At 59.3% G+C, this 19489-nt stretch carries 18 protein-coding genes; 6 read left to right on the forward strand and 12 right to left on the reverse strand.

Features of this window, described 5'->3' with window-relative positions:
• Positions 1–77: 77 nt before the first annotated feature.
• Positions 78–1469, reverse strand: a complete 1392-nt coding sequence (locus PMI23_RS21540) for an L-cystine transporter (RefSeq protein ID WP_007913564.1) — start codon at positions 1467–1469, stop codon at positions 78–80.
• 241 nt (positions 1470–1710) lie between these two features.
• Between PMI23_RS21540 and PMI23_RS21545 the strand changes: the two genes are divergently transcribed.
• Entirely contained in the window at positions 1711–2772 is a 1062-nt protein-coding gene (locus PMI23_RS21545) for a phosphorylcholine phosphatase (RefSeq protein WP_007913565.1), read from the forward strand.
• A gap of 142 nt (positions 2773–2914) precedes the next feature.
• On the opposite strand, the gene ilvD is transcribed toward PMI23_RS21545, so the two are convergent.
• The 6 genes from ilvD to PMI23_RS21575 form a co-directional block, all read right to left on the reverse strand.
• A complete protein-coding gene (gene ilvD, locus PMI23_RS21550) occupies positions 2915–4756 on the reverse strand; it encodes a dihydroxy-acid dehydratase (protein ID WP_007913567.1) in 1842 nt (613 codons plus the stop codon).
• Positions 4757–5024: 268 nt separating this feature from the next.
• Positions 5025–6257, reverse strand: coding sequence for an MFS transporter (locus PMI23_RS21555; RefSeq protein ID WP_007913569.1), 1233 nt, complete (start codon positions 6255–6257; stop codon positions 5025–5027).
• Positions 6250–7227 (reverse strand): diiron oxygenase, encoded by a 978-nt coding sequence (locus PMI23_RS21560; protein ID WP_007913571.1) that lies wholly within the window; start codon positions 7225–7227, stop codon positions 6250–6252. The genes PMI23_RS21555 and PMI23_RS21560 overlap by 8 nt, the downstream gene beginning before the upstream one ends.
• Positions 7224–8297, reverse strand: coding sequence for a SagB family peptide dehydrogenase (locus tag PMI23_RS21565; protein WP_007913575.1), 1074 nt, complete (start codon positions 8295–8297; stop codon positions 7224–7226). The genes PMI23_RS21560 and PMI23_RS21565 overlap by 4 nt, the downstream gene beginning before the upstream one ends.
• A 438-nt stretch (positions 8298–8735) precedes the next feature.
• Positions 8736–9932 carry a class I SAM-dependent rRNA methyltransferase gene (locus tag PMI23_RS21570; protein ID WP_007913577.1) on the reverse strand — a complete coding sequence of 399 codons (1197 nt, stop codon included), beginning with the start codon at positions 9930–9932 and terminating at the stop codon, positions 8736–8738.
• A 188-nt stretch (positions 9933–10120) separates the two neighbouring features.
• Positions 10121–10660: a type 1 glutamine amidotransferase domain-containing protein gene (locus tag PMI23_RS21575; protein ID WP_007913579.1), complete on the reverse strand. Its 540-nt coding sequence runs from the start codon at positions 10658–10660 to the stop codon at positions 10121–10123.
• A 228-nt stretch (positions 10661–10888) separates the two neighbouring features.
• Between PMI23_RS21575 and PMI23_RS21580 the strand changes: the two genes are divergently transcribed.
• The 3 genes from PMI23_RS21580 to PMI23_RS21590 all read left to right on the forward strand — a co-directional run bounded on the left by PMI23_RS21580 (position 10889) and on the right by PMI23_RS21590 (position 12919).
• The gene (locus tag PMI23_RS21580) at positions 10889–11701 is read left to right on the forward strand and encodes an HDOD domain-containing protein (protein WP_162131202.1); all 813 of its coding nucleotides are present in this window, start codon (positions 10889–10891) and stop codon (positions 11699–11701) included.
• 12 nt (positions 11702–11713) lie between these two features.
• Complete coding sequence (mutM, locus tag PMI23_RS21585) at positions 11714–12526, forward strand: bifunctional DNA-formamidopyrimidine glycosylase/DNA-(apurinic or apyrimidinic site) lyase (RefSeq protein ID WP_007913582.1); 813 nt, start codon at positions 11714–11716, stop codon at positions 12524–12526.
• A 69-nt stretch (positions 12527–12595) separates the two neighbouring features.
• The gene (locus tag PMI23_RS21590; RefSeq protein ID WP_007913584.1) at positions 12596–12919 is read left to right on the forward strand and encodes a hypothetical protein; all 324 of its coding nucleotides are present in this window, start codon (positions 12596–12598) and stop codon (positions 12917–12919) included.
• 125 nt (positions 12920–13044) lie between these two features.
• On the opposite strand, the gene PMI23_RS21595 is transcribed toward PMI23_RS21590, so the two are convergent.
• From PMI23_RS21595 to PMI23_RS21615, 5 genes are all read right to left on the reverse strand, one after another.
• On the reverse strand, positions 13045–13296 hold the full coding sequence (locus PMI23_RS21595; RefSeq protein ID WP_003195146.1) for a YfhL family 4Fe-4S dicluster ferredoxin: 252 nt from the start codon (positions 13294–13296) through the stop codon (positions 13045–13047).
• A 141-nt stretch (positions 13297–13437) separates the two neighbouring features.
• Positions 13438–13917, reverse strand: a complete 480-nt coding sequence (coaD, locus tag PMI23_RS21600) for a pantetheine-phosphate adenylyltransferase (RefSeq protein WP_003229157.1) — start codon at positions 13915–13917, stop codon at positions 13438–13440.
• A 115-nt stretch (positions 13918–14032) separates the two neighbouring features.
• Positions 14033–15628 carry a GMC family oxidoreductase gene (locus PMI23_RS21605; protein WP_007913593.1) on the reverse strand — a complete coding sequence of 532 codons (1596 nt, stop codon included), beginning with the start codon at positions 15626–15628 and terminating at the stop codon, positions 14033–14035.
• Positions 15629–15719: 91 nt separating this feature from the next.
• Entirely contained in the window at positions 15720–16265 is a 546-nt protein-coding gene (locus PMI23_RS21610) for a hypothetical protein (protein ID WP_007913595.1), read from the reverse strand.
• Positions 16266–16294: 29 nt separating this feature from the next.
• Positions 16295–17725, reverse strand: coding sequence for a coniferyl aldehyde dehydrogenase (locus tag PMI23_RS21615; protein WP_007913597.1), 1431 nt, complete (start codon positions 17723–17725; stop codon positions 16295–16297).
• Between the two features lie 145 nt (positions 17726–17870).
• Here PMI23_RS21615 and PMI23_RS21620 point away from each other — a divergent pair, with 145 nt between their 5' ends.
• Positions 17871–18542 (forward strand): TetR/AcrR family transcriptional regulator, encoded by a 672-nt coding sequence (locus tag PMI23_RS21620; protein ID WP_007913599.1) that lies wholly within the window; start codon positions 17871–17873, stop codon positions 18540–18542.
• 30 nt (positions 18543–18572) lie between these two features.
• Positions 18573–19427: a sulfurtransferase gene (locus PMI23_RS21625; RefSeq protein ID WP_007913601.1), complete on the forward strand. Its 855-nt coding sequence runs from the start codon at positions 18573–18575 to the stop codon at positions 19425–19427.
• The last annotated feature ends 62 nt before the right edge of the window (positions 19428–19489 follow it).

A 19489-nucleotide genomic window follows, 5' to 3' on the forward strand; every position in this document is an offset into this window, starting at 1 on the left:
CTGCGGCAGCTCCTACACGGTATCCGCGTTCCCTGTAGGAGCTGCCGAAGGCTGCGATCTTTTGATCTTGCTTTACATCACGCTTGAGCCAACTCCGCATGCTCATCAGCATCCAGCAACGCTTTATCGGTCTGCTGCATCACCTGACTGGTAATCGCACCAGCGGTGATCGAACCACTCACGTTCAACGCCGTGCGCCCCATATCGATCAGCGGCTCAACCGAAATCAGCAACGCCACCAGTGACACCGGCAAACCCATCGCCGGCAGCACGATCAGCGCCGCGAAGGTCGCGCCGCCACCAACACCCGCCACGCCCGCCGAACTCAAGGTCACAATCGCCACCAGCGTCGCGATCCACAGTGGATCCAGCGGATTGATGCCTACGGTTGGCGCAACCATCACCGCCAACATCGCCGGGTACAGACCGGCGCAACCGTTCTGGCCAATGGTCGCACCGAACGACGCAGCAAAACTCGCCACCGACTGCGGAATCCCCAGACGACGGGTCTGCGCTTCAATGCTCAGCGGAATGCTGGCGGCGCTGGAACGGCTGGTGAACGCGAACGTCAGCACTGGCCAGATTTTGCGGAAGAAGCGCAGCGGGTTGATCCCGGCCGCCGATACCAGCAAACCGTGCACGACGAACATCAGGCCCAGACCGAGGTACGACACCACGACGAAACTGCCGAGTTTGATGATGTCTTGCAGGTTGGAACCGGCGACCACTTTGGTCATCAGCGCCAGCACGCCGTACGGCGTCAGCTTCATCACCAGACGCACCAGACGCATTACCCAGGCTTGCAGGGTGTCGATGGCGTTGATTACTTTCTGACCTTTTTCGACGTCATCCTTGAGCAGTTGCAGCGCGGCAACCCCGAGGAATGCGGCGAAAATCACCACGCTGATGATCGAGGTCGGCTTGGCCCGCGCCAGATCGGCGAACGGGTTCTGCGGGATGAACGACAGCAGCAGTTGCGGCACATTCAGGTCGGCAACCTTGCCGGCATAGTCGGACTGAATGGTTTGCAGACGGGCCATTTCCTGGGTGCCGGCGACCAGACCTTCAGCGGTGAGGCCGAACAGGTTGGTCAGGCCGATGCCGATCAGCGCCGCAATCGCGGTGGTGAACAGCAGGGTGCCGATGGTCAGGAAGCTGATTTTGCCCAACGACGAAGCATTGTGCAGACGCGCCACGGCGCTGAGGATCGAGGCGAACACCAGCGGGATAACGATCATTTGCAGCAACTGCACGTAGCCGTTGCCGACCAGATCGAACCAGCCAATCGAGGCTTTCAGCACCGGGTTGCCGGCACCATAAACGGTGTGCAGCGCGACGCCGAACGCAACGCCGAGCACCAGCGCCAGCAGGACTTTTTTCGCCAGGCTCCAGGTGGTGTGGCGGGTCTGTGCCAGACCGAAGAGCAGGGCGAGGAACACCAGCAGGTTGAGAATCAACGGTAGATTCATGAGATCTCCAGGAAAGACTGTGCCAACAGCCTTCCGGGGCTGCTGCGAACCGGCAAGCCTAACAGCTTGATTTGCAATGAATTAATATCAAAATCGAAGGTTGTCCGTCGTTTTTGGAATAAGCCTGTGTCGCTCTCGGCAATGCATCTGGCGCAATAGGGACGCGGGCGGTCGCTGACAGACGAGGACTGTCACACTTATTTGTTAGCGTCGATCTCTTTGAATCAGGGAGAAGAGGCTTATGAAGTTCGCACCGAAATTTCTGGCTGTCGCGCTGACAGTGGGCATGGGTCTGGCCACTCAGGCCTTCGCTACGGACCTGAAACACTGGCCGGCCGATCAGGCCAAGGCGCTGGACGCGATGATCGCCGCCAACGCCAACAAGGGTAACTACGCGGTGTTCGACATGGACAACACCAGTTACCGTTACGACCTCGAAGAGTCCTTGTTGCCGTTCATGGAAAACAAGGGCCTGATCACCCGCGACAAACTCGACCCCTCGCTGAAACTGATGCCGTTCAAGGACACCGCCGAGCACAAGGAGAGCCTGTTCAGTTACTACTATCGCCTCTGCGAAGTCGACGATATGGTCTGCTACCCGTGGGTGGCGCAGGTGTTCTCCGGCTTCACTCTCAAGGAACTCAAAGGCTACGTCGATGAGCTGATGGCCTCTGGCAAACCGGTGCCGGCGACCTATTACGAAGGCGATGTGGTCAAGAAACTCGACGTCAACCCACCGAAGATCTTCACCGGCCAGCAAGAGCTGTACAACAAGCTGATGGAAAACGGCATCGAGGTCTACGTGATGACCGCCGCGTCTGAAGAACTGGTGCGTATGGTCGCAGCGGATCCGAAGTATGGCTACAACGTCAAACCGCAGAACGTCATTGGCGTTTCGATGTTGCTCAAGGATCCGAAGACAGGCGAACTGACCACCGCGCGCAAGCAGATCACCGCCGGTAAATATGACGAGAAGGCCAACCTCGGCCTGGAGCTGACGCCGTATCTCTGGACCCCGGCGACGTGGATGGCCGGCAAGCACGCGGCGATCCTCACTTACATCGATGAGTGGAAAAAACCGGTACTGGTGGGTGGCGATACCCCGACCAGCGACGGTTACATGCTGTTCCACGATGTCGACGTGGCCAAGGGCGGGATTCACTTGTGGATCAACCGCAAGGACAAGTACATGGCGCAGATCAACGGCATGATGGCCAAGCACGCGGCAGCGCAGGCGAAAGAAGGGTTGCCGGTAACGGCGGACAAGAACTGGGTGATCGTCAAGCCAGAAGAAATTCAGTAACAGACACAGGGCCAGTGTGGGAGCGAGCCTGCTCGCGAAAGCGTAGTGTCAGTTGATCGTTCCCACGCAGAGCGTGGGAACGATCAAAGGCAAAAAAATGCCCCGCACATTGGCGGGGCATTTTGTCTCGGCGATTTGACGCTTACAGCCCGTCGAGCATCGCTTTGTTGCGCACAGCACCTTTGTCGGCGCTGGTCGCCAGCAGGGCGTAGGCCTTGAGGGCGGTGGTCACTTTGCGTGGACGCACTTCCACAGGTTTCCAGCCCTTCTTGTCCTGCTCGGCACGGCGTGCAGCCAGTTCCTCATCGCTGACCAACAGGTTGATCGAGCGGTTCGGAATGTCGATCAGCACTTTGTCGCCGTCCTGCACCAGACCGATCGCGCCGCCGGCGGCAGCTTCTGGCGAAGCGTGGCCGATGGACAGACCGGAAGTACCGCCGGAGAAACGTCCGTCGGTGAGCAGCGCGCAGGCTTTGCCCAGGCCTTTGGATTTCAGGTACGACGTCGGGTAAAGCATTTCCTGCATGCCCGGGCCGCCTTTCGGACCTTCGTAGCGAATGATGACGATGTCGCCAGCCTTCACTTCGTCAGCGAGGATGCCGCGTACGGCGCTGTCCTGGCTTTCGAAGATCTTCGCGTTGCCTTCGAAGACGTGGATCGATTCGTCGACACCGGCGGTTTTCACCACGCAGCCGTCGAGGGCGATGTTGCCGTACAACACGGCCAAACCACCTTCTTGCGAATAGGCGTGTTCGAAGCTGCGGATGCAGCCGTTTTCACGGTCGTCATCCAGGGTTTCCCAACGGGTCGACTGGCTGAACGCCGTCTGCGTCGGGATACCGGCAGGGCCGGCCTTGAAGAAGTGATGCACCGCTTCATCGGTGGTCTGGGTGATGTCCCACTTGGCGATGGCTTCTTCCATGCTGCGGCTGTGCACGGTCGGCAGGTCGGTGTGCAGCAGGCCGCCACGGGCCAGCGAACCGAGGATGCTGAAGATGCCGCCGGCGCGGTGCACGTCTTCCATGTGGTACTTCTGGATGTTCGGCGCGACTTTGCACAGCTGCGGAACGCTGCGCGAAAGACGGTCGATGTCGCGCAGGTCGAAATCGATTTCGGCTTCCTGGGCGGCAGCGAGCAAGTGCAGGATGGTGTTGGTCGAGCCGCCCATGGCGATGTCGAGCATCATCGCGTTCTCGAACGCCTTGAAGTTGGCGATGTTGCGCGGCAGTACCGATTCGTCGTTTTCGCCGTAGTAACGCTTGCACAGCTCGACGATGGTGCGGCCGGCCTGCAGGAACAGCTGTTCGCGGTCGCTGTGGGTAGCGAGGGTCGAACCGTTGCCTGGCAGTGCGAGGCCGAGGGCTTCGGTCAGGCAGTTCATCGAGTTGGCGGTGAACATGCCGGAGCACGAACCGCAGGTCGGGCAGGCGCTGCGCTCGTACTCAGCGACTTTCTCGTCAGAAGCGCTTTCGTCGGCGGCGATCACCATGGCGTCGACGAGGTCGAGGCCGTGGGAAGCGAGTTTGGTCTTGCCGGCTTCCATCGGGCCGCCGGAAACGAAGATCACCGGAATGTTCAGGCGCAACGCGGCCATCAACATGCCCGGGGTGATCTTGTCGCAGTTGGAAATGCACACGATGGCGTCGGCGCAGTGGGCGTTGACCATGTACTCGACGGAGTCGGCGATGATCTCGCGGCTCGGCAGCGAATACAGCATGCCGTCGTGGCCCATGGCGATGCCGTCATCCACGGCGATGGTGTTGAATTCTTTCGCTACGCCGCCAGCGCGTTCGATTTCACGGGCGACCAGTTGGCCCAGATCCTTCAGGTGCACATGGCCCGGTACGAACTGGGTGAACGAGTTGGCAATCGCGATGATCGGCTTTTTGAAGTCGTCATCTTTCATCCCCGTGGCGCGCCACAGTGCGCGGGCACCGGCCATGTTGCGGCCGTGGGTGGATGTTTTCGAGCGGTAATCTGGCATGGAGCACTCCGGGCGGCTAATCACTTACTAATCAGGTGCAAAAGGGGAGTGAGCTTCTATTGACGTCTGGAACACTCAGAAATGGCCGTGTGTTCGTGAAGTTGCCGATGACGTTGCGGGATCGCCGCTGGTCTCAGCCTGAGCTCATAAACCCGCCGGGGGATGAATGGCGATGAATCAGCCGATTCTACACCGCTGGCGCCTGGAGGGAATGGCGCAAAGTGTTGTTCCAGTGCCGACGGGGTGTATGGGATGACGACCGGCGGGTTTAATCACCGCCGGTCTGCGCCACGGTATTGGCTTCAAGGTTTCTGGCGCGATGGCTGAGCCTGTTGTTGAGCACCAGCGCTGTCGCGCTCAGCAACACAAAGCTGTAGCCGAGCGTGGATTGCAGATTGGCTGGGCTGAGGCTGATCAACGCGCTGATAAGGCCGCCACAAATAAAGATGATCGTACTGCCCGCCGAGGCCGACGTCCCGGCGTTCTCGGGAAACAGGCCCATGGCCCGAGAGGTGGCGGCGGGGCGGGCAATGGTGGTACCCGCCGTGCAGATCAACATCGGGATCAACACAGTGGCTGGCGCCAGCGCGTGATTGGCTGCCAGGTACAGCATTGCCAGCCCCGACAGCAGTATCAGACTTAGCCCGGTGAAGACTTGCTGAGCAGGAGTGATCCGTCGATTGAGTACGGTGGCGAGGATGCCACCGACGACATAGGCCGCGCCGTAAACCAGCAGAATCAGTGAAAAGTCGTAGGGTGCGAGCTGCAATTGATCCATGAAAATCAGCGGCGAAATCACGATGAACGAGAAGTGACAGGCGAAAGCGAACGCTGAAATCAGCCAGTAGCCGACAAACTCGAAATCCCCCAGCACGCGGCGGTAGGACTGAATGAAACCGAGCCGTGTGCCGCTGTAGGCCGGACGGCTGTTTGGTAAAAACAGCCAGGCCTTGATCAGCACCGTGGCGGCCAGCGCGGTAAACACCCAGAAGCTGCCGCGCCAACCGAGTGAGGCCTGAAGAAAGGTGCCGGCCAGCGGCGACACCGAGATGAAGATGCCGGTAGCCGTGACCATCAGGATACGCAAACGGTCGCGTTCCTCACCTTCGAACAGATCCTGCACCAGCGCCTGGGACAGTACGAAACAGCCACATCCCAGGGCCTGCATCACCCGGAATATGAGAAATAGCGTGTAATCGGAGGTCATCACGCAACCGAGCGCACCCAGCATCGATACGCTCATGCCGGCGAGTAACAAGCCCTTGCGTCCGATCACGTCCGAGAGGGGGCCGATCAGGACCTGAGCAGACGCGATCCCCACGGCGAACAGACTGATGGACAGTGCGATGTCTGCCGGCGAACGGTGAAAGTGCGTCGCCAGTGCCGGAAAGGAAGGCAGCAGCACATCCAGTGGAAACACACCCAGCAGCACCATGGCCAGCAACAGACTGACAGCGGCGCGACGCTGCCTTGTGGTTGCCACGGATTGTCCTTTATCCATCGATCAGTCCTGCCTTGGCGAAAAGCTTCTGGTTATGGGGAAGCGCGAAAAAACCGGCCTTTCGTAGTGCGTCCAGCGTGGCGATGGCGCCTGATCGTGCACGTGCCCGGTTGGCTTGCACCGTTGCCATGCCGCCGACAATTTCCATCACGTCACTGTCAGCGATGCCGGCTCCTCGCAAACTCTGTTGCAACCAGCGTTCGTCGGCCTCGAAAAAAATCCCGATGATTTCCAGCAGTGTCCTGCTCACAAACGTGCGCTGGCGGCTGTTCATCGACAGCCAGAAGTAATGGAACGCTTCGGCGAAATATCGACTGTGGCGGGCTTCGTCCGCCAGATGGTCACGCAGCATGTCGTTGACGCTGGACACCAGGCTGTCGCGGCATACGTCCAGCAGCTCACGGGCAATGATGGTTTCCGAGACGAAACCGAGCAGAAACCATGCCAGCGCCCGGTTCTTTTCCGGCGTGCGAGCAATCAGCGAGTTCAGGCGGGTGATGCGCTTCGGAATCGCCGGCCGTTCGGTGATTCCATAGAAATTGGCGATCTGCTCCGCGAGACGATTGGAAAACAGCGCGTGATAACCCTCGTCGGTGTAAAGCTGCAACGCGGCGTTTTTCATTACCGCAGGCACGTGAATGGGCAGTTCGCGGTGCACGATGACTTCCACGGCACGGTTGACGATGCGGTGTTCGAGCAGGGTGGTGTAATCGAGAAAGTGCACCAAGTGGTTGGCTGACAGTCGGTGCAACACGTCCCGCCCCGCCATCTGGATAGCCGGATGTGCCAGATAAGGTAGAAACGCCGGTGGAAACCAATGGCGGGTTTGCAGTTGCAGCGGCACATCGTCGGGCAATTGGTAGTCATGGGTACTGCTGCGTACCGAGGCACGGCTGTCCCAGTCTCCCAAGGTGAATTTGAGTGCCCAGGACACCGGCGCTTGATCCGGGTCGGCATTCGACAGGGTCATGCCTGCACCTCACGCAACAACTCGCGCATTTCGTGACACATCACTTGCCCGTCGCTTTGTCCGCAACCAACGAAGAACAGCGGTTGTTCAGCACTGCCCTCAAGCTTGAGCAGTGCTTCGACCTGCTGGTCGGCAAACGCGCCGGTCAACCAAGTGTTGAGGCCCAATGCCGTGGCGACCAGTTGAAAGGTCTGCGACAAGTGGCCCGCTTCAACGAAGGCCATCCGATAGGCCCGCGAGTGTTCGTACTTCCACCAGAGCCGGTCGAAACGGGCGGTGATAAACAAACCCAACGGCAGGTTGTTGATGAAATGCTGACCGCCGAGCAATTGGCCCAGCGCGGGCTCAGGCAATGGATTAACCCGGCTCAGGGTGTGGTCGGCCGGATGATAGGCATAGATGCCGGGTTCCAGGCCATCGACGTTCTGCACCAGCAGAAAGCCTTCGCAAGCGTTCAGACCGCCAGCGGAAGGACTGCTCCGGCGTGCGCCGAGCCCTTGGGCGATGCTGTCGTCGCGGTCATTGTCACGTTCCTGGAGATAGCCGAGGGCAAGATAGAGCAGGGTGCCGACGTCCTTCAGCGTTATCGCTGCACCTGTATAGGAACGGCAGGTTTTGCGCTGGAGCAGAACATTTCCCAGACGGTCGTCATTCAACGCGCTCGGCGCAGGCAGGGCGATACGCTGCTCGGGTGCCGGCATTGGGCGGTTTGTCGCGGGCTGTGGGTTAGCCAGTACTTCGTTGCAGTGCGCCAGATATTGTCTGGACCACTCGTGAATATTCTGTGGGGTATGTTCGCAGGGAATATTTTGCGTGCCGATGTGATAAATCTTCGACAGCTCATCCCAACCCCATTGCGGACTGTCTATTGGGGAAATAGTTAGAATGCCTGCGCTTAATAGTTGTGTGTCTATTAAGTTGTGGGTGTCGAAAAGTTCCGGGTTGTGGATTAGTTGTGCGAGTCGATTGGCATAATTAAGATCAAGTTCGTGCTGTGTGTGGTTTTTATAGTTCCACACGATTTGCCCGGGTGAACGCGGCAAGATAAATAAGTAAGGGTTGATATGCATGTCTGTCGATTCACTCTGGAGAAAGTCAAAAGGACGCCGGGTGCCGGCACTTCCCAGCGTCCAGACTCACTTAACGGGCTTTAGGGGCAACCAGAAAAGCCAGGTTTGCGATTTTTTTACTTTCCAGAGAAATACGTTTCATGATGTGAACTCCTTGTTCGTTGATAGTTGAAGTCACCTCGTGGTGACGACTTCATAATAGTTTGTAATGGATTATTGGCAAGAGGATATTAAGTAGGAAATTTCCAGTAATTTTGTCGGAGCAGTCTTTAGCCGGAAATAAACTTGTAGGGGAAGTTTCGGTAATAAAAAGATGTAAGGAAATGTCCTGCATGTCTGCGGGAATATAATTGTAGGAACTCGAGGGAGATAGCGAAGGGAAGGGTGATGCCTGAGATAAAAACGGGGAGCCTGCTGGCTCCCCGATGTCCGCATGGATCAGCTGTTGGGCAGCAATCGGCAGGTGATGCTCTTGATGTAGCGCGTTTCGGCGATGGCAGGGTGCACCGGGTGATCCGGACCCTGGCCGCCACGCTCGAGCAACTGGATGTTGCGATCCAGGTGACGCGCGCTGGTCAGCAGGATGTTCTGCAGGTCATCTTCCGGCAGGTGCATCGAGCACGATGCGCTGACCAGGATGCCGTCCTTGTTGAGCAGGCGCATGGCTTGCTCGTTCAGGCGACGGTAGGCGCCTTCGCCGTTTTTCATGTCTTTCTTGCGTTTGATGAACGCTGGCGGGTCGGCCACGATCACGTCAAAACGTTCTTCGCTGGCTTTCAGTTCTTTCAGGGCTTCGAAGACGTCGCCTTCGATGCAGGTCATCTTGTCGGCGAAGCCGTTCAGCGCAGCGTTGCGCTCAACACCGTCGAGGGCGAAAGCCGAGGCATCGACGCAGAACACTTCGCTGGCGCCGAACGCCGCAGCCTGCACGCCCCAGCCACCGATGTAGCTATAGAGGTCGAGGACGCGTTTGCCTTTGGCGTAAGGGGCCAGGCGGGCGCGGTTCATGCGGTGGTCGTAGAACCAGCCGGTTTTCTGACCCTGAATCACCGGGGCTTCGAACTTCACGCCGTTCTCTTCCAGCGCCACCCACTCCGGCACCAGGCCGAACACGGTTTCGACGTAGCGGTTGAGGCCTTCAGCATCACGGGCAGCTGAGTCGTTCTTGAACAGGATACCGCTTGGCTTGAGCACTTGGGTCAGGGCCGCGATCACGTCATCTTTATGCGCTTCCATGGTCGCCGAGGCGATCTGCACCACAAGAATGTCGCCGAAACGGTCAACGACCAGGCCTGGCAACAGGTCGGAATCACCGTAGACCAGACGGTAGAACGGTTTGTCGAACAGGCGCTCGCGCAGCGACAAGGCCACGTTCAGACGGTGCACCAGCAGCGATTTGTCCAGCGCAACTTTGGTGTCGCGCGACAGCAGGCGGGCGCAGATCAGGTTGTTCGGGCTCATCGCCACGATGCCCAGCGGCTTGCCGCCAGCGGCTTCGAGGATGGCCTGGTCGCCGGCATTGAAGCCGTGCAGAGGGGTGGCGGCAACATCGATTTCGTTGCTGTAGACCCACAGGTGGCCGGCGCGCAGGCGACGGTCGGCGTTGGCTTTGAGGCGCAAGCTAGGCAGGGACATGACGTCGCTCCGGAAAAAAGAGCGGGAGTATAGCGTGTTGCGACTTGTGCCGGGTTTGGAGTGCGATGAAACGCTAATGGCCTTTTCGCGAGCAGGCTCGCTCCCACAGGGGATTTGTGGCGGACACAAGACCAGTGTGGGAGCGACGGTGCGACGATTCGACTTGCTCGCGAAGGCGGTTTTGACTTCTACGCAGACAGTGCGTCGATCAGCTCTTTGTTGAACGCCGGAATATCATCAGGCTGACGGCTGCTGATCAGGTGACCATCCTTGACCACTTCTTTATCGACCCAATTGGCCCCGGCATTCACCAGGTCATCCTTGAGCGTCTTGTAACTGGTCATGGTCTTGCCGTTGACCAGCCCCGCCGAGATCAGCAGCCAGCCACCATGGCAGATCACCGCAATCGGTTTGCCGGCCGAGGCGCCGGTCTTGACCAGATGCTGGGCATCCTGATCGATGCGGATGGTGTCGGAGTTCTGCACGCCGCCCGGCAGGACGATTGCGTCGTACTGCTCGCTGCTGGCGCTCTGGAATGTCTGGTCGACCTTGAAGTCGTCCGCCGGTTTGTCGTGGTTCCAGCCTTTGACCTTGCCGGCCTCGGCGGAAAGGATGTCGACTTGCGCGCCGGCTTGCTCCAGTGCCTGCTTGGGACCGGTCAGTTCGACCTGTTCGAAACCGTCTGTTACCAAAATGGCGACGCGTTTGCCGTTGAGGGAGGTGGCCATCGATAAGCTCCTGAGTCTGTGGGAGTTTGCCGCCGTAATGGACCGGAGTGATCCGTTGGGCATTACAGATTCCGAAGCCGTGGCCTGAATGAAAGTTCCTGACAATTGCCCACTGGTGTGTCGTCGTGCGGTTTTTAGAGGTTAGAATCGCCGCCTGTCCCAGAGTGTGTACTTATGTCCCAAGAGCTGACCACCGAACAGATTCAACAATCGCTGCAAGGCATCAGTGTGCCGGCGCAACCGCAGATCATGGTGGATCTGCAAATGGAGCAGTACATGCCCGACCCGGACCTGGAGGTGATCGCCAAGCTGATCTCCCAGGATCCCGGCCTGTCCGGTTCGCTGCTGAAAATCGTCAACTCGCCGTATTACGGCCTGAGCAACAAGATCACTTCGATCCAGCGTGCGGTGAACCTGCTGGGCAGCCGTTCGATCATCAACCTGATCAACGCGCAGTCGATCAAGGGCGAGATGAATGACGACACCATCGTTACGCTCAACCGTTTCTGGGACACTGCCCAGGATGTGGCGATGACGTGCCTGACGCTGGCCAAGCGTATTGGCACTCAGGCGGGCGATGAGGCTTACGCCTTGGGCCTGTTCCACGATTGCGGCGTACCTTTGATGTTGCAGCGCTTCCCCAATTACATGACGGTTCTGGAAAAGGCTTACGCCAACGCCAGCGCCGAATGTCGCGTAGTGGACACTGAAAACAGCGAGTTCAATACCAACCATGCAGTGGTTGGTTACTACACGGCCAAGTCCTGGCGTCTGCCGGAGCATGTCAGCGCGGCCATCGCCAATCACCACAACGCCCTGGCGATTTTCAGCGATGAGACGTCACGCAACAGTCAGCTGAAAAACCTGCTGGCGATCCTGAAAATGGCCGAGCATATCTGCGCGTCGTATCGCGTGCTGGGCAACCAGACCGAAGATTTCGAATGGAACGCCGTCGGGCCGTTGGTACTCGATTACGTAGGGCTGTCGGATTACGACTTCGAAACCCTCAAACAAACGATCCGCGACCTCGGCGCGCATTGATTCGAGGACGCTATGCCTGAACTGCCGGAAGTCGAAACCACTCGTCGCGGGATTGCCCCGCACCTGGAAGGCCAGCGTGTCAGCCGGGTGATCGTGCGGGACCGGCGGTTGCGCTGGCCGATCCCCGAAGACCTCGATGTGCGTCTGTCGGGGCAGCGAATCGTGCTGGTCGAACGACGGGCCAAGTACCTGTTGATCAATGCCGAGGTTGGTACGCTGATCAGCCACTTGGGCATGTCGGGCAATTTGCGTCTGGTCGAAGTCGGTTTGCCGGCGCTCAAGCATGAACACGTCGATATTGAACTGGAGTCGGGGCTGGCGCTGCGTTACACCGATCCGCGACGGTTCGGCGCGATGTTGTGGAGCAATGATCCGCTCAATCATGAATTGCTGATTCGTCTCGGCCCGGAGCCACTGACCGATCTGTTCGATGGCGAGCGTTTGTTTCAGCTGTCGCGCGGGCGTTCGATGGCGGTCAAACCGTTCATCATGGACAACGCGGTGGTGGTCGGGGTCGGCAATATTTATGCGACCGAAGCGCTGTTCGCTGCCGGGATTGATCCGCGTCGTGAAGCCGGGGGCATTTCCCGGGGGCGCTATCTGAAGCTGGCCATCGAGATCAAACGCATTCTAGCCGCTGCCATTGAGCGTGGCGGGACGACGTTGCGCGATTTCATCGGCGGTGACGGTCAGCCGGGCTATTTCCAACAGGAACTGTTTGTCTATGGCCGTGGCGGTGAACACTGCAAGGTCTGTGGCACCGGCTTGCGTGAAGTGAAGCTGGGCCAGCGTGCCAGTGTGTTCTGCCCGCGCTGCCAGAGCTGAGGCAAACGGCTGAAAAAGTCCTACGGTCTATAGTGAGTTGTCTCACTGTTAAGCCCGAAGGATCGTGCCATGAAATCCTTGCAAGTCCTCTTTGTTACGCTGTTGCTGTGTTCCAGTCTGGCTGTTCAAGCCGCGGAAAATGGCAGTGGCGATCCGCGTTACACCATCCAGAATCCCCCGGCCTACGCGATGATCGGCGACTTGCTGATTGCCCGACCTTTATTGGTGGTGGCGACGGTGATTGGTGCGGGGGCGTTTGTCGTGTCGTTGCCGTTTACCGCACTGGGTGGCGGGGTGGGCGATGCGGGGCAGGCGTTGGTGGTGGATCCGGCGAAAGCCGCTTTTGTGCGGTGCCTGGGGTGTATCGGGGAGGGGTTTGAGCAGCGCGAGTAAGCTGATCAGGGATTTCCTGTGTGGCTGACGGCCTCATCGCGAGCAGGCTCACTCCTACAGTTGAAATGCGTTCCAATGTAGGAGTGAGCCTGCTCGCGATGGCGTCTGTACAGGCGCTGGAAGACTCAAGCCTTGCCGGTAATCTTGCGGTATTTCTCCATCAACTGTTCTTCAGTCTCCGGATGCGCTTCGTCCAGCGGAATGCAATCCACCGGGCAAACCTGTTGGCATTGCGGTTCGTCGTAGTGGCCGACGCACTGGGTGCACAGGTTCGGGTCGATCACATAGATCTCTTCGCCTTGGGAGATGGCGGCGTTCGGGCACTCGGGTTCGCAGACGTCGCAGTTGATGCAATCGTCGGTGATGATCAGGGACATGCTAACTCCAGCCGGGGCGGCAGGCCCGGGCGCTATAAATCAATGCGCGCAATTGTGCCGCATTGGCGAGCGCAGTGCACGCTGCTGCGATCAAGGGCTGCAATCAAAAGCCAGGATCGCAGCCCGAGCCTTCGGCAGCGCCTACTTTTTAAAGCGCAGGGTCAGCGCGTCGGCCACGGCCGGGTGGACGAATTTGCTGATATCGCCGCCCAGCGCGGCAATTTCCCGCACCAGCGTCGAGGAAATGAACGAATAACGCTCGGACGGGGTGAGAAACAGACTCTCCACATCCGGAGCCAACTGGCGATTCATGTTGGCCAGCTGGAATTCGTATTCGAAGTCCGACACCGCGCGCAAACCACGCAGGAACACATTGGCGTTCTGCTCTTTGGCGAAATGCGCCAGCAGCGTCGAGAAGCCGACCACTTCCACGTTCGGCAGGTGTTTGGTGACCTCGCGAGCCAGTTCGACCCGTTGTTCCAGCGGGAACAGCGGGTTCTTTTTCGGGCTGGCAGCGACCGCAATGATCACATGGTCGAACAGGCGCGAGGCGCGTTCGACCAGATCGCCATGGCCCTTGGTAATAGGGTCGAAGGTACCTGGGTACAACACTCGGTTCATCGCGTCGTCCTGGCGGGAGTCCGTTGGGGAGTCGGATGGTATCGCAGCCGTCCCGGTCGGCCAAGTCGCCTGTTGGGTAAGAAAGCACTATAGACGATGGCAATAATCGGTTTTTTCACGGGTTTCTCAGCCGATCGACGAGGGATGTCGCCAGTTGCGCGGTCAGGCCATACACCGACAGCTGCGGGTTGGCGCCGATGCTGGTGGGGAACAGTGAGCCGTCATGGATCGACAGATTAGCCAGTTGATGATGCCGGCCGAGACTGTCGGTGACCGCACTTTTCGGGTCTTCGCCCATCGCGCAGCCGCCCATGACGTGAGCGCTGCCCAACCGAGTGCGGTACAGCTCAAGGCTCAAACCATCGATCAGCGTGCGCGCTTCGGCCAAGGTTTTCGCGTAGCGGGCGTCGGCGTGCATCGGCATTACCGATTTCGCACCGCCGGCGAACTGGATTTCGGCCATGACATGAAAGGCCCGGCGCAGGCCGTCCCAGGCGTAGGGCGAAACCTGATAGTCGAGCACCGGCGAACCATCGCCCCGTAATTCGACTGCGCCACCCGTGCTGTCCGGGTGAAAACCGTCGCGCAGCAACGCCAGCATGGCGTGGGTGTGCGGCAGGTCCGCCATGTGTTGCGCACTCTCCTCGCCAAAGCCGCCGAGCAGGGTGGCCGCCAGTGCCGGATGCAACGGTGGTACTTCAAGTTTGAAAGCCATCGGCCCGGTGGTGCCGTCCTTCCATTGGAAATGGTCGGAATAGATCGACTGCGGCGCCCCGTAGAAGGGGTTGATGACTTCGTCGAAGCGCGCGGCGGACATGTTCACCGGGTGCAGGAAGGTGCGTTTCCCGAGGTTTTTATGCGGATCCGGGGCATCCGAACGCAGCAACAGCGCCGGGCTGTTGATGCCGCCGCCGGCGAGCACGTAATGCCTCGCGTTGACGGTGATTTTGCGGCCGGTCGGTTCAACGCAGCGCTCATCCATCGCCACGCATTGCAGGCCAGTGACTTTGTTGCCGCTGATCAGCAGTTTCTCCGCTCGGGCCAGATAAAGCAGCTCGCCGCCCTTTTCCAGCGTCGCCGGAATGGTCGTGACCATCATCGACTGCTTGGCGTTGGTCGGGCAACCCATGCCGCAATAACCAAGGTTCCAGCAGCCGCGCACATTGCGCGGGATCACGTGCCAGCTGTAACCGAGTTGCTCACAGCCTTTGCGGATCACGTCGTTGTTGGCATTGGGCGGGACCATCCACGGCGCTACGCCGAGGCGCTGTTCCATTTTCTCGAACCACGGCGCCATCTCGGTGGGGCTATGGCCTTTGACGTTGTGTTCTTTGGCCCAGTGTTCGAGGGTCGGCTCCGGCGTGCGAAAGCTCGAGGTCCAGTTGATCAGCGTTGTGCCGCCAACCGCGCGGCCTTGCAGAATGGTGATCGCGCCGTCCTTGCTCATGCGGCCGATGCCCTCCTGATAGAGGCTGCTGTAGGCCTGGTCTTCGAGCATTTTGAAATCTGAACTGGTTTTCAGCGGGCCTTCTTCGATCAGCAGGACTTTGTAGCCGGCAGCGCTGAGGATTTCCGCAGTGGTGCCGCCACCGGCGCCGCTGCCGATGATAGCGACGTCGGTTTCAAGGGTGAGGTCGTCGCTCAGTTGTGCGCCGTTGTAGGTTTTCCAGCCTCGGGCGAGGCCTTCGCGGAACGGGTCGGGTACGGGCATCGATCAGGTTCTCTTTATTATTTTTGGATGCAAGGTGTGGCGGTCGCCCCCTGTGGCAGCGAGCCTGCTCGCGAAGGGCGCGACGCGGATCTCAAACGGTAGGCGGGCCGGGATAACCGCAATGCGCCCACGATTCGGGGCGGGTGTACCAGGCCATCATCACCATCTGCTGCAACGAGCTATGCCCCATGCGTAACAGACTCAACGAGCTGTTTTCCCAGCGATCAAGGAAATGCCGCATCGCCTCGGCACTGGCGTTTTCCCAACTGCCCCAGATCCCGGTGAGTGGCCCGCGCGTCACCGCCATGCCGAGCACGTCGAACAACTGCCGGATGAGTTTGAGCATTTCCGGCGACAGGTGATCGAGGCTGTAGTCCAGCGACTTGAGCGTGCCTTCAACAGCGACCGGCATTTTCTCGGCCGCCACGGCGCCGTCGAGCATCACCGGAATCAGCGCGCGCAGAAACAGCAGGTCGCCGTCGCGCAGCGAGACAAAACCGTTGGCCGCGACGCTCGACGAGCAGCCGCTAAGGCTGGCGCCGAGTCCGGCGGTGGCGAGGAACGCCGTAGCGCCGAGGCTGAATTTCAGCAGGCCACGGCGTGACAGTGCAGGTGTTTCGGTCAGGCTTGGGTGCATTATTTTTATTACCCGGCGGTGACGAAGGTTTAGCGAATGAACAGCTTCTGGATCAGTTTCTGAATCGATTTGCCGTAGGGCGGATAAATCAGCCTGGCCGCGTTGAACCGCTGTTTGATCAGCACGCCTTTGGCTTTGCTGAAGGTCAAAAAGCCTTCGTGACCGTGGTAGTGGCCCATGCCGGAAGCACCGATGCCGCCGAACGGCATGTCGTCCTGAGCCACATGCAGCAACGTGTCGTTCAGGCACACGCCGCCGGAATGGGTTTCGTGCAGCACACGGTTCTGTTCGCGTTTGTCGTAGCCAAAGTAGTAAAGAGCCAGAGGACGTGGCCGCTGATTGATGTAAGCGAATGCCTGCTCCAGATCCTGATACGGCACGATCGGCAGCAGCGGCCCGAAGATTTCGTCCTGCATCACCGTCATCTCGTCGCTGACATTCAGCAGCACGCTGTGCGGCATGCGCCGGCCCTGGCCCTGCTCGAACAGCGGAATCAACAGCGCACCCTTGCTGGTGGCGTCGCTGACGTAGCCGTTGAGCCGTGCCAATTGGCGTTCGTTGATGATCGCCGTGTAGTCCGGATTGTCAGTGAGTGTCGGATAGAAACCCTGCACGGCCTGGCGATAGGCTTCGACAAAAGCACCGACCCGGTCTTCCGGCACCAGCACGTAATCCGGGGCAACGCAGGTCTGGCCGGCGTTGAGGGTTTTACCGAAGGCGATGCGCTCGGCAGCATCCTTGAGCGGCACATCGTGGGAGACGATAGCCGGCGACTTGCCGCCCAGTTCCAGGGTGACCGGGGTCAGGTTTTCGGCGGCGGCGCGCATCACGTGTTTGCCGATGCTGGTGGCGCCGGTAAACAGCAAGTGGTCGAAGCGCAAGCGCGAGAACGCCACGCCGATGTCGGCTTCACCGAGCACCACGCAGACCAGGTCTTCGGGGAAAATTCTCGCCAGCAACTCTTTCATCAACAAGCCGGTGGCCGGGGTCGATTCACTGAGTTTGAGCATCACCCGGTTACCCGCTGCCAGGGCGCCGACCAGCGGGCCGACGGCCAGATACAGCGGGTAATTCCACGGCACGATGACGCCGACTACGCCCAGAGGCTGATACACCACTTTCGCCGAAGCGGGCTGGAACGCCATGCCGACCTTGCGTCGCGAAGCTTTCATCCAGCCTTTGAGATGACGGCTGGCGTAATGAATGCCGTGCAGGCTTGGCATCAACTCTGCGAGCAGGGTTTCATCGGCGCTGCGATGGCTGAAATCGGAGCTGATCGCCTCGATCAACGCTTGCCGCTCGTTGCTGAGCAAATCACTCAGCGCTTTGAGCCATTGCTGGCGCTGAGCGGCGGGCGGCATCGGATTGGCGGCATACGCAGCCCGCTGCGCCGCGAACAACCGGTCCAGCTCGGCCAGCGGTTGTTGCAGCGTTTGCAGGTAGGCAATGTCGGCAGTCATGGTCTGCTCCGGATTTATTGTAATGATGAACTTTTAGAGTCTATGCTCTAGAAAGTCAAATGACTTCCTTGCACAGCATTGTTTTATCCATTTCCGGTTAGGTCGTAAGATGCCCCCCAACGCACTCTGAATTAAAGCTCAAGCCATGGCCCCACGAATAAAAACCAGCGAGCGTATCGTGCTGAACAGCCTTGAGCTGTTCAATCAACAGGGCGAGCGCAGCATCAGCACTAATCACATTGCCGCCCACATGGAGATTTCTCCCGGCAATCTGTACTACCACTTCCCCAACAAGCAGGCGATCATCGCCGTGTTGTTCAGTGAGTACGAAAGCCTCGTGGACAGCTTTCTGCGTCCGCCGCAGGGGCGTGCGGCGACGGTCGAGGACAAGCGTTTCTATCTCAAGGAATTGCTCTCGGCGATGTGGCGCTACCGCTTTCTGCACCGCGATCTGGAGCATCTGCTCGACAGCGATCCGGAACTGGCCGCCCGCTATCGGCGCTTCTCGCAACGCTGTGTGATTCAGGGCGCGGCGATCTACGAAGGTTTTGTCGCCGCCGGGATTCTCGATATGGACCGCGTGCAAATCGAATCCCTGACCCTCAATGCCTGGATCATCCTGACGTCGTGGGTGCGCTTCCTGTGCACCACCCGCGAGAATTCCAACCACCTCAGTGAACAAGCCATTAAACGTGGCGTGTATCAGGTGCTGGTGCTGGAAGCCGGGTTTGTCACCGAGCAGGCGCGAGACGAGGTCAATGCGTTGTTCGAGGAGTTCTACGTGCCGCTGGCCCAGGCCCTCGAAGACGTGAAATAAACCGTTCTGTAAATCCCCCAGGAGCCTGTTATGCCGATTGCGCAACTGATCAGCCCCGAAGCACTGGATGCCCGCAGGGCGCAGCCGGGACTGGTGATTCTCGATTGTCGTTTTGCCCTCGAAGACCCGGACTACGGCCAGCGCAGCTATGCCGAAGGGCACATTGCCGGGGCGAGCTTCGCCGATCTTGAGCGTGACCTCAGCGGTAAAGTGGTCAAAGGCGTGACTGGCCGTCATCCGTTGCCCGAGCCGGCGGCGTTGATCGAGCGGCTGCAGACCTGGGGCATCAACAACGACAGCGATGTGATTTTGTACGATGACGGTCCCGGTGCCTACGCGGCGCGGGCGTGGTGGTTGCTGGCGTGGCTGGGCAAGCGCGATGGCGTGTTCATTCTCGATGGCGGGCTCAAGGCGTGGCATGCGGCGGGGCTGCCGCTGAGCCTGGATGCGCCGACGGTCAGTCGCGGTAGTTTCAGTGGTCAGGCGGATATGAGCCTGCTGATCAGCGCCGAAAAATTGCAAAAGCGTCTTGGCCAACCTGCGTTGACCTTGATTGATGCTCGGGCTTTGCCGCGATTCAAGGGGGAGATCGAACCAATTGATCCGATTGCCGGACATATTCCCGGCGCGCAATGCGCGGCGTTCACCGACAACCTCGGCAACGATGGGCGATTCCTGCCGGCGGATCAGCTCAAACAACGTTTTGCCGCCAAGCTCGGCGAGCGCTCGCCAGCGGATCTGGTGGCGTATTGCGGTTCCGGCGTTACGGCGTGTCACAACCTGTTTGCGTTGTGCCTGGCGGGTTATCCGTTGGGGTCGTTGTACGCTGGATCATGGAGCGAGTGGATCAACGAGCCTTCGCGCGGTATCGCCACCGGCGAATAAGATCAAAAGATCGCAGCCTTCGGCAGCTCCTGCATTGGAATGCATTTCCCTGTAGGAGCTGC

It is taken from the genome of Pseudomonas sp. GM24 (assembly GCF_000282235.1).
Taxonomy (GTDB): Bacteria; Pseudomonadota; Gammaproteobacteria; order Pseudomonadales; family Pseudomonadaceae; genus Aquipseudomonas.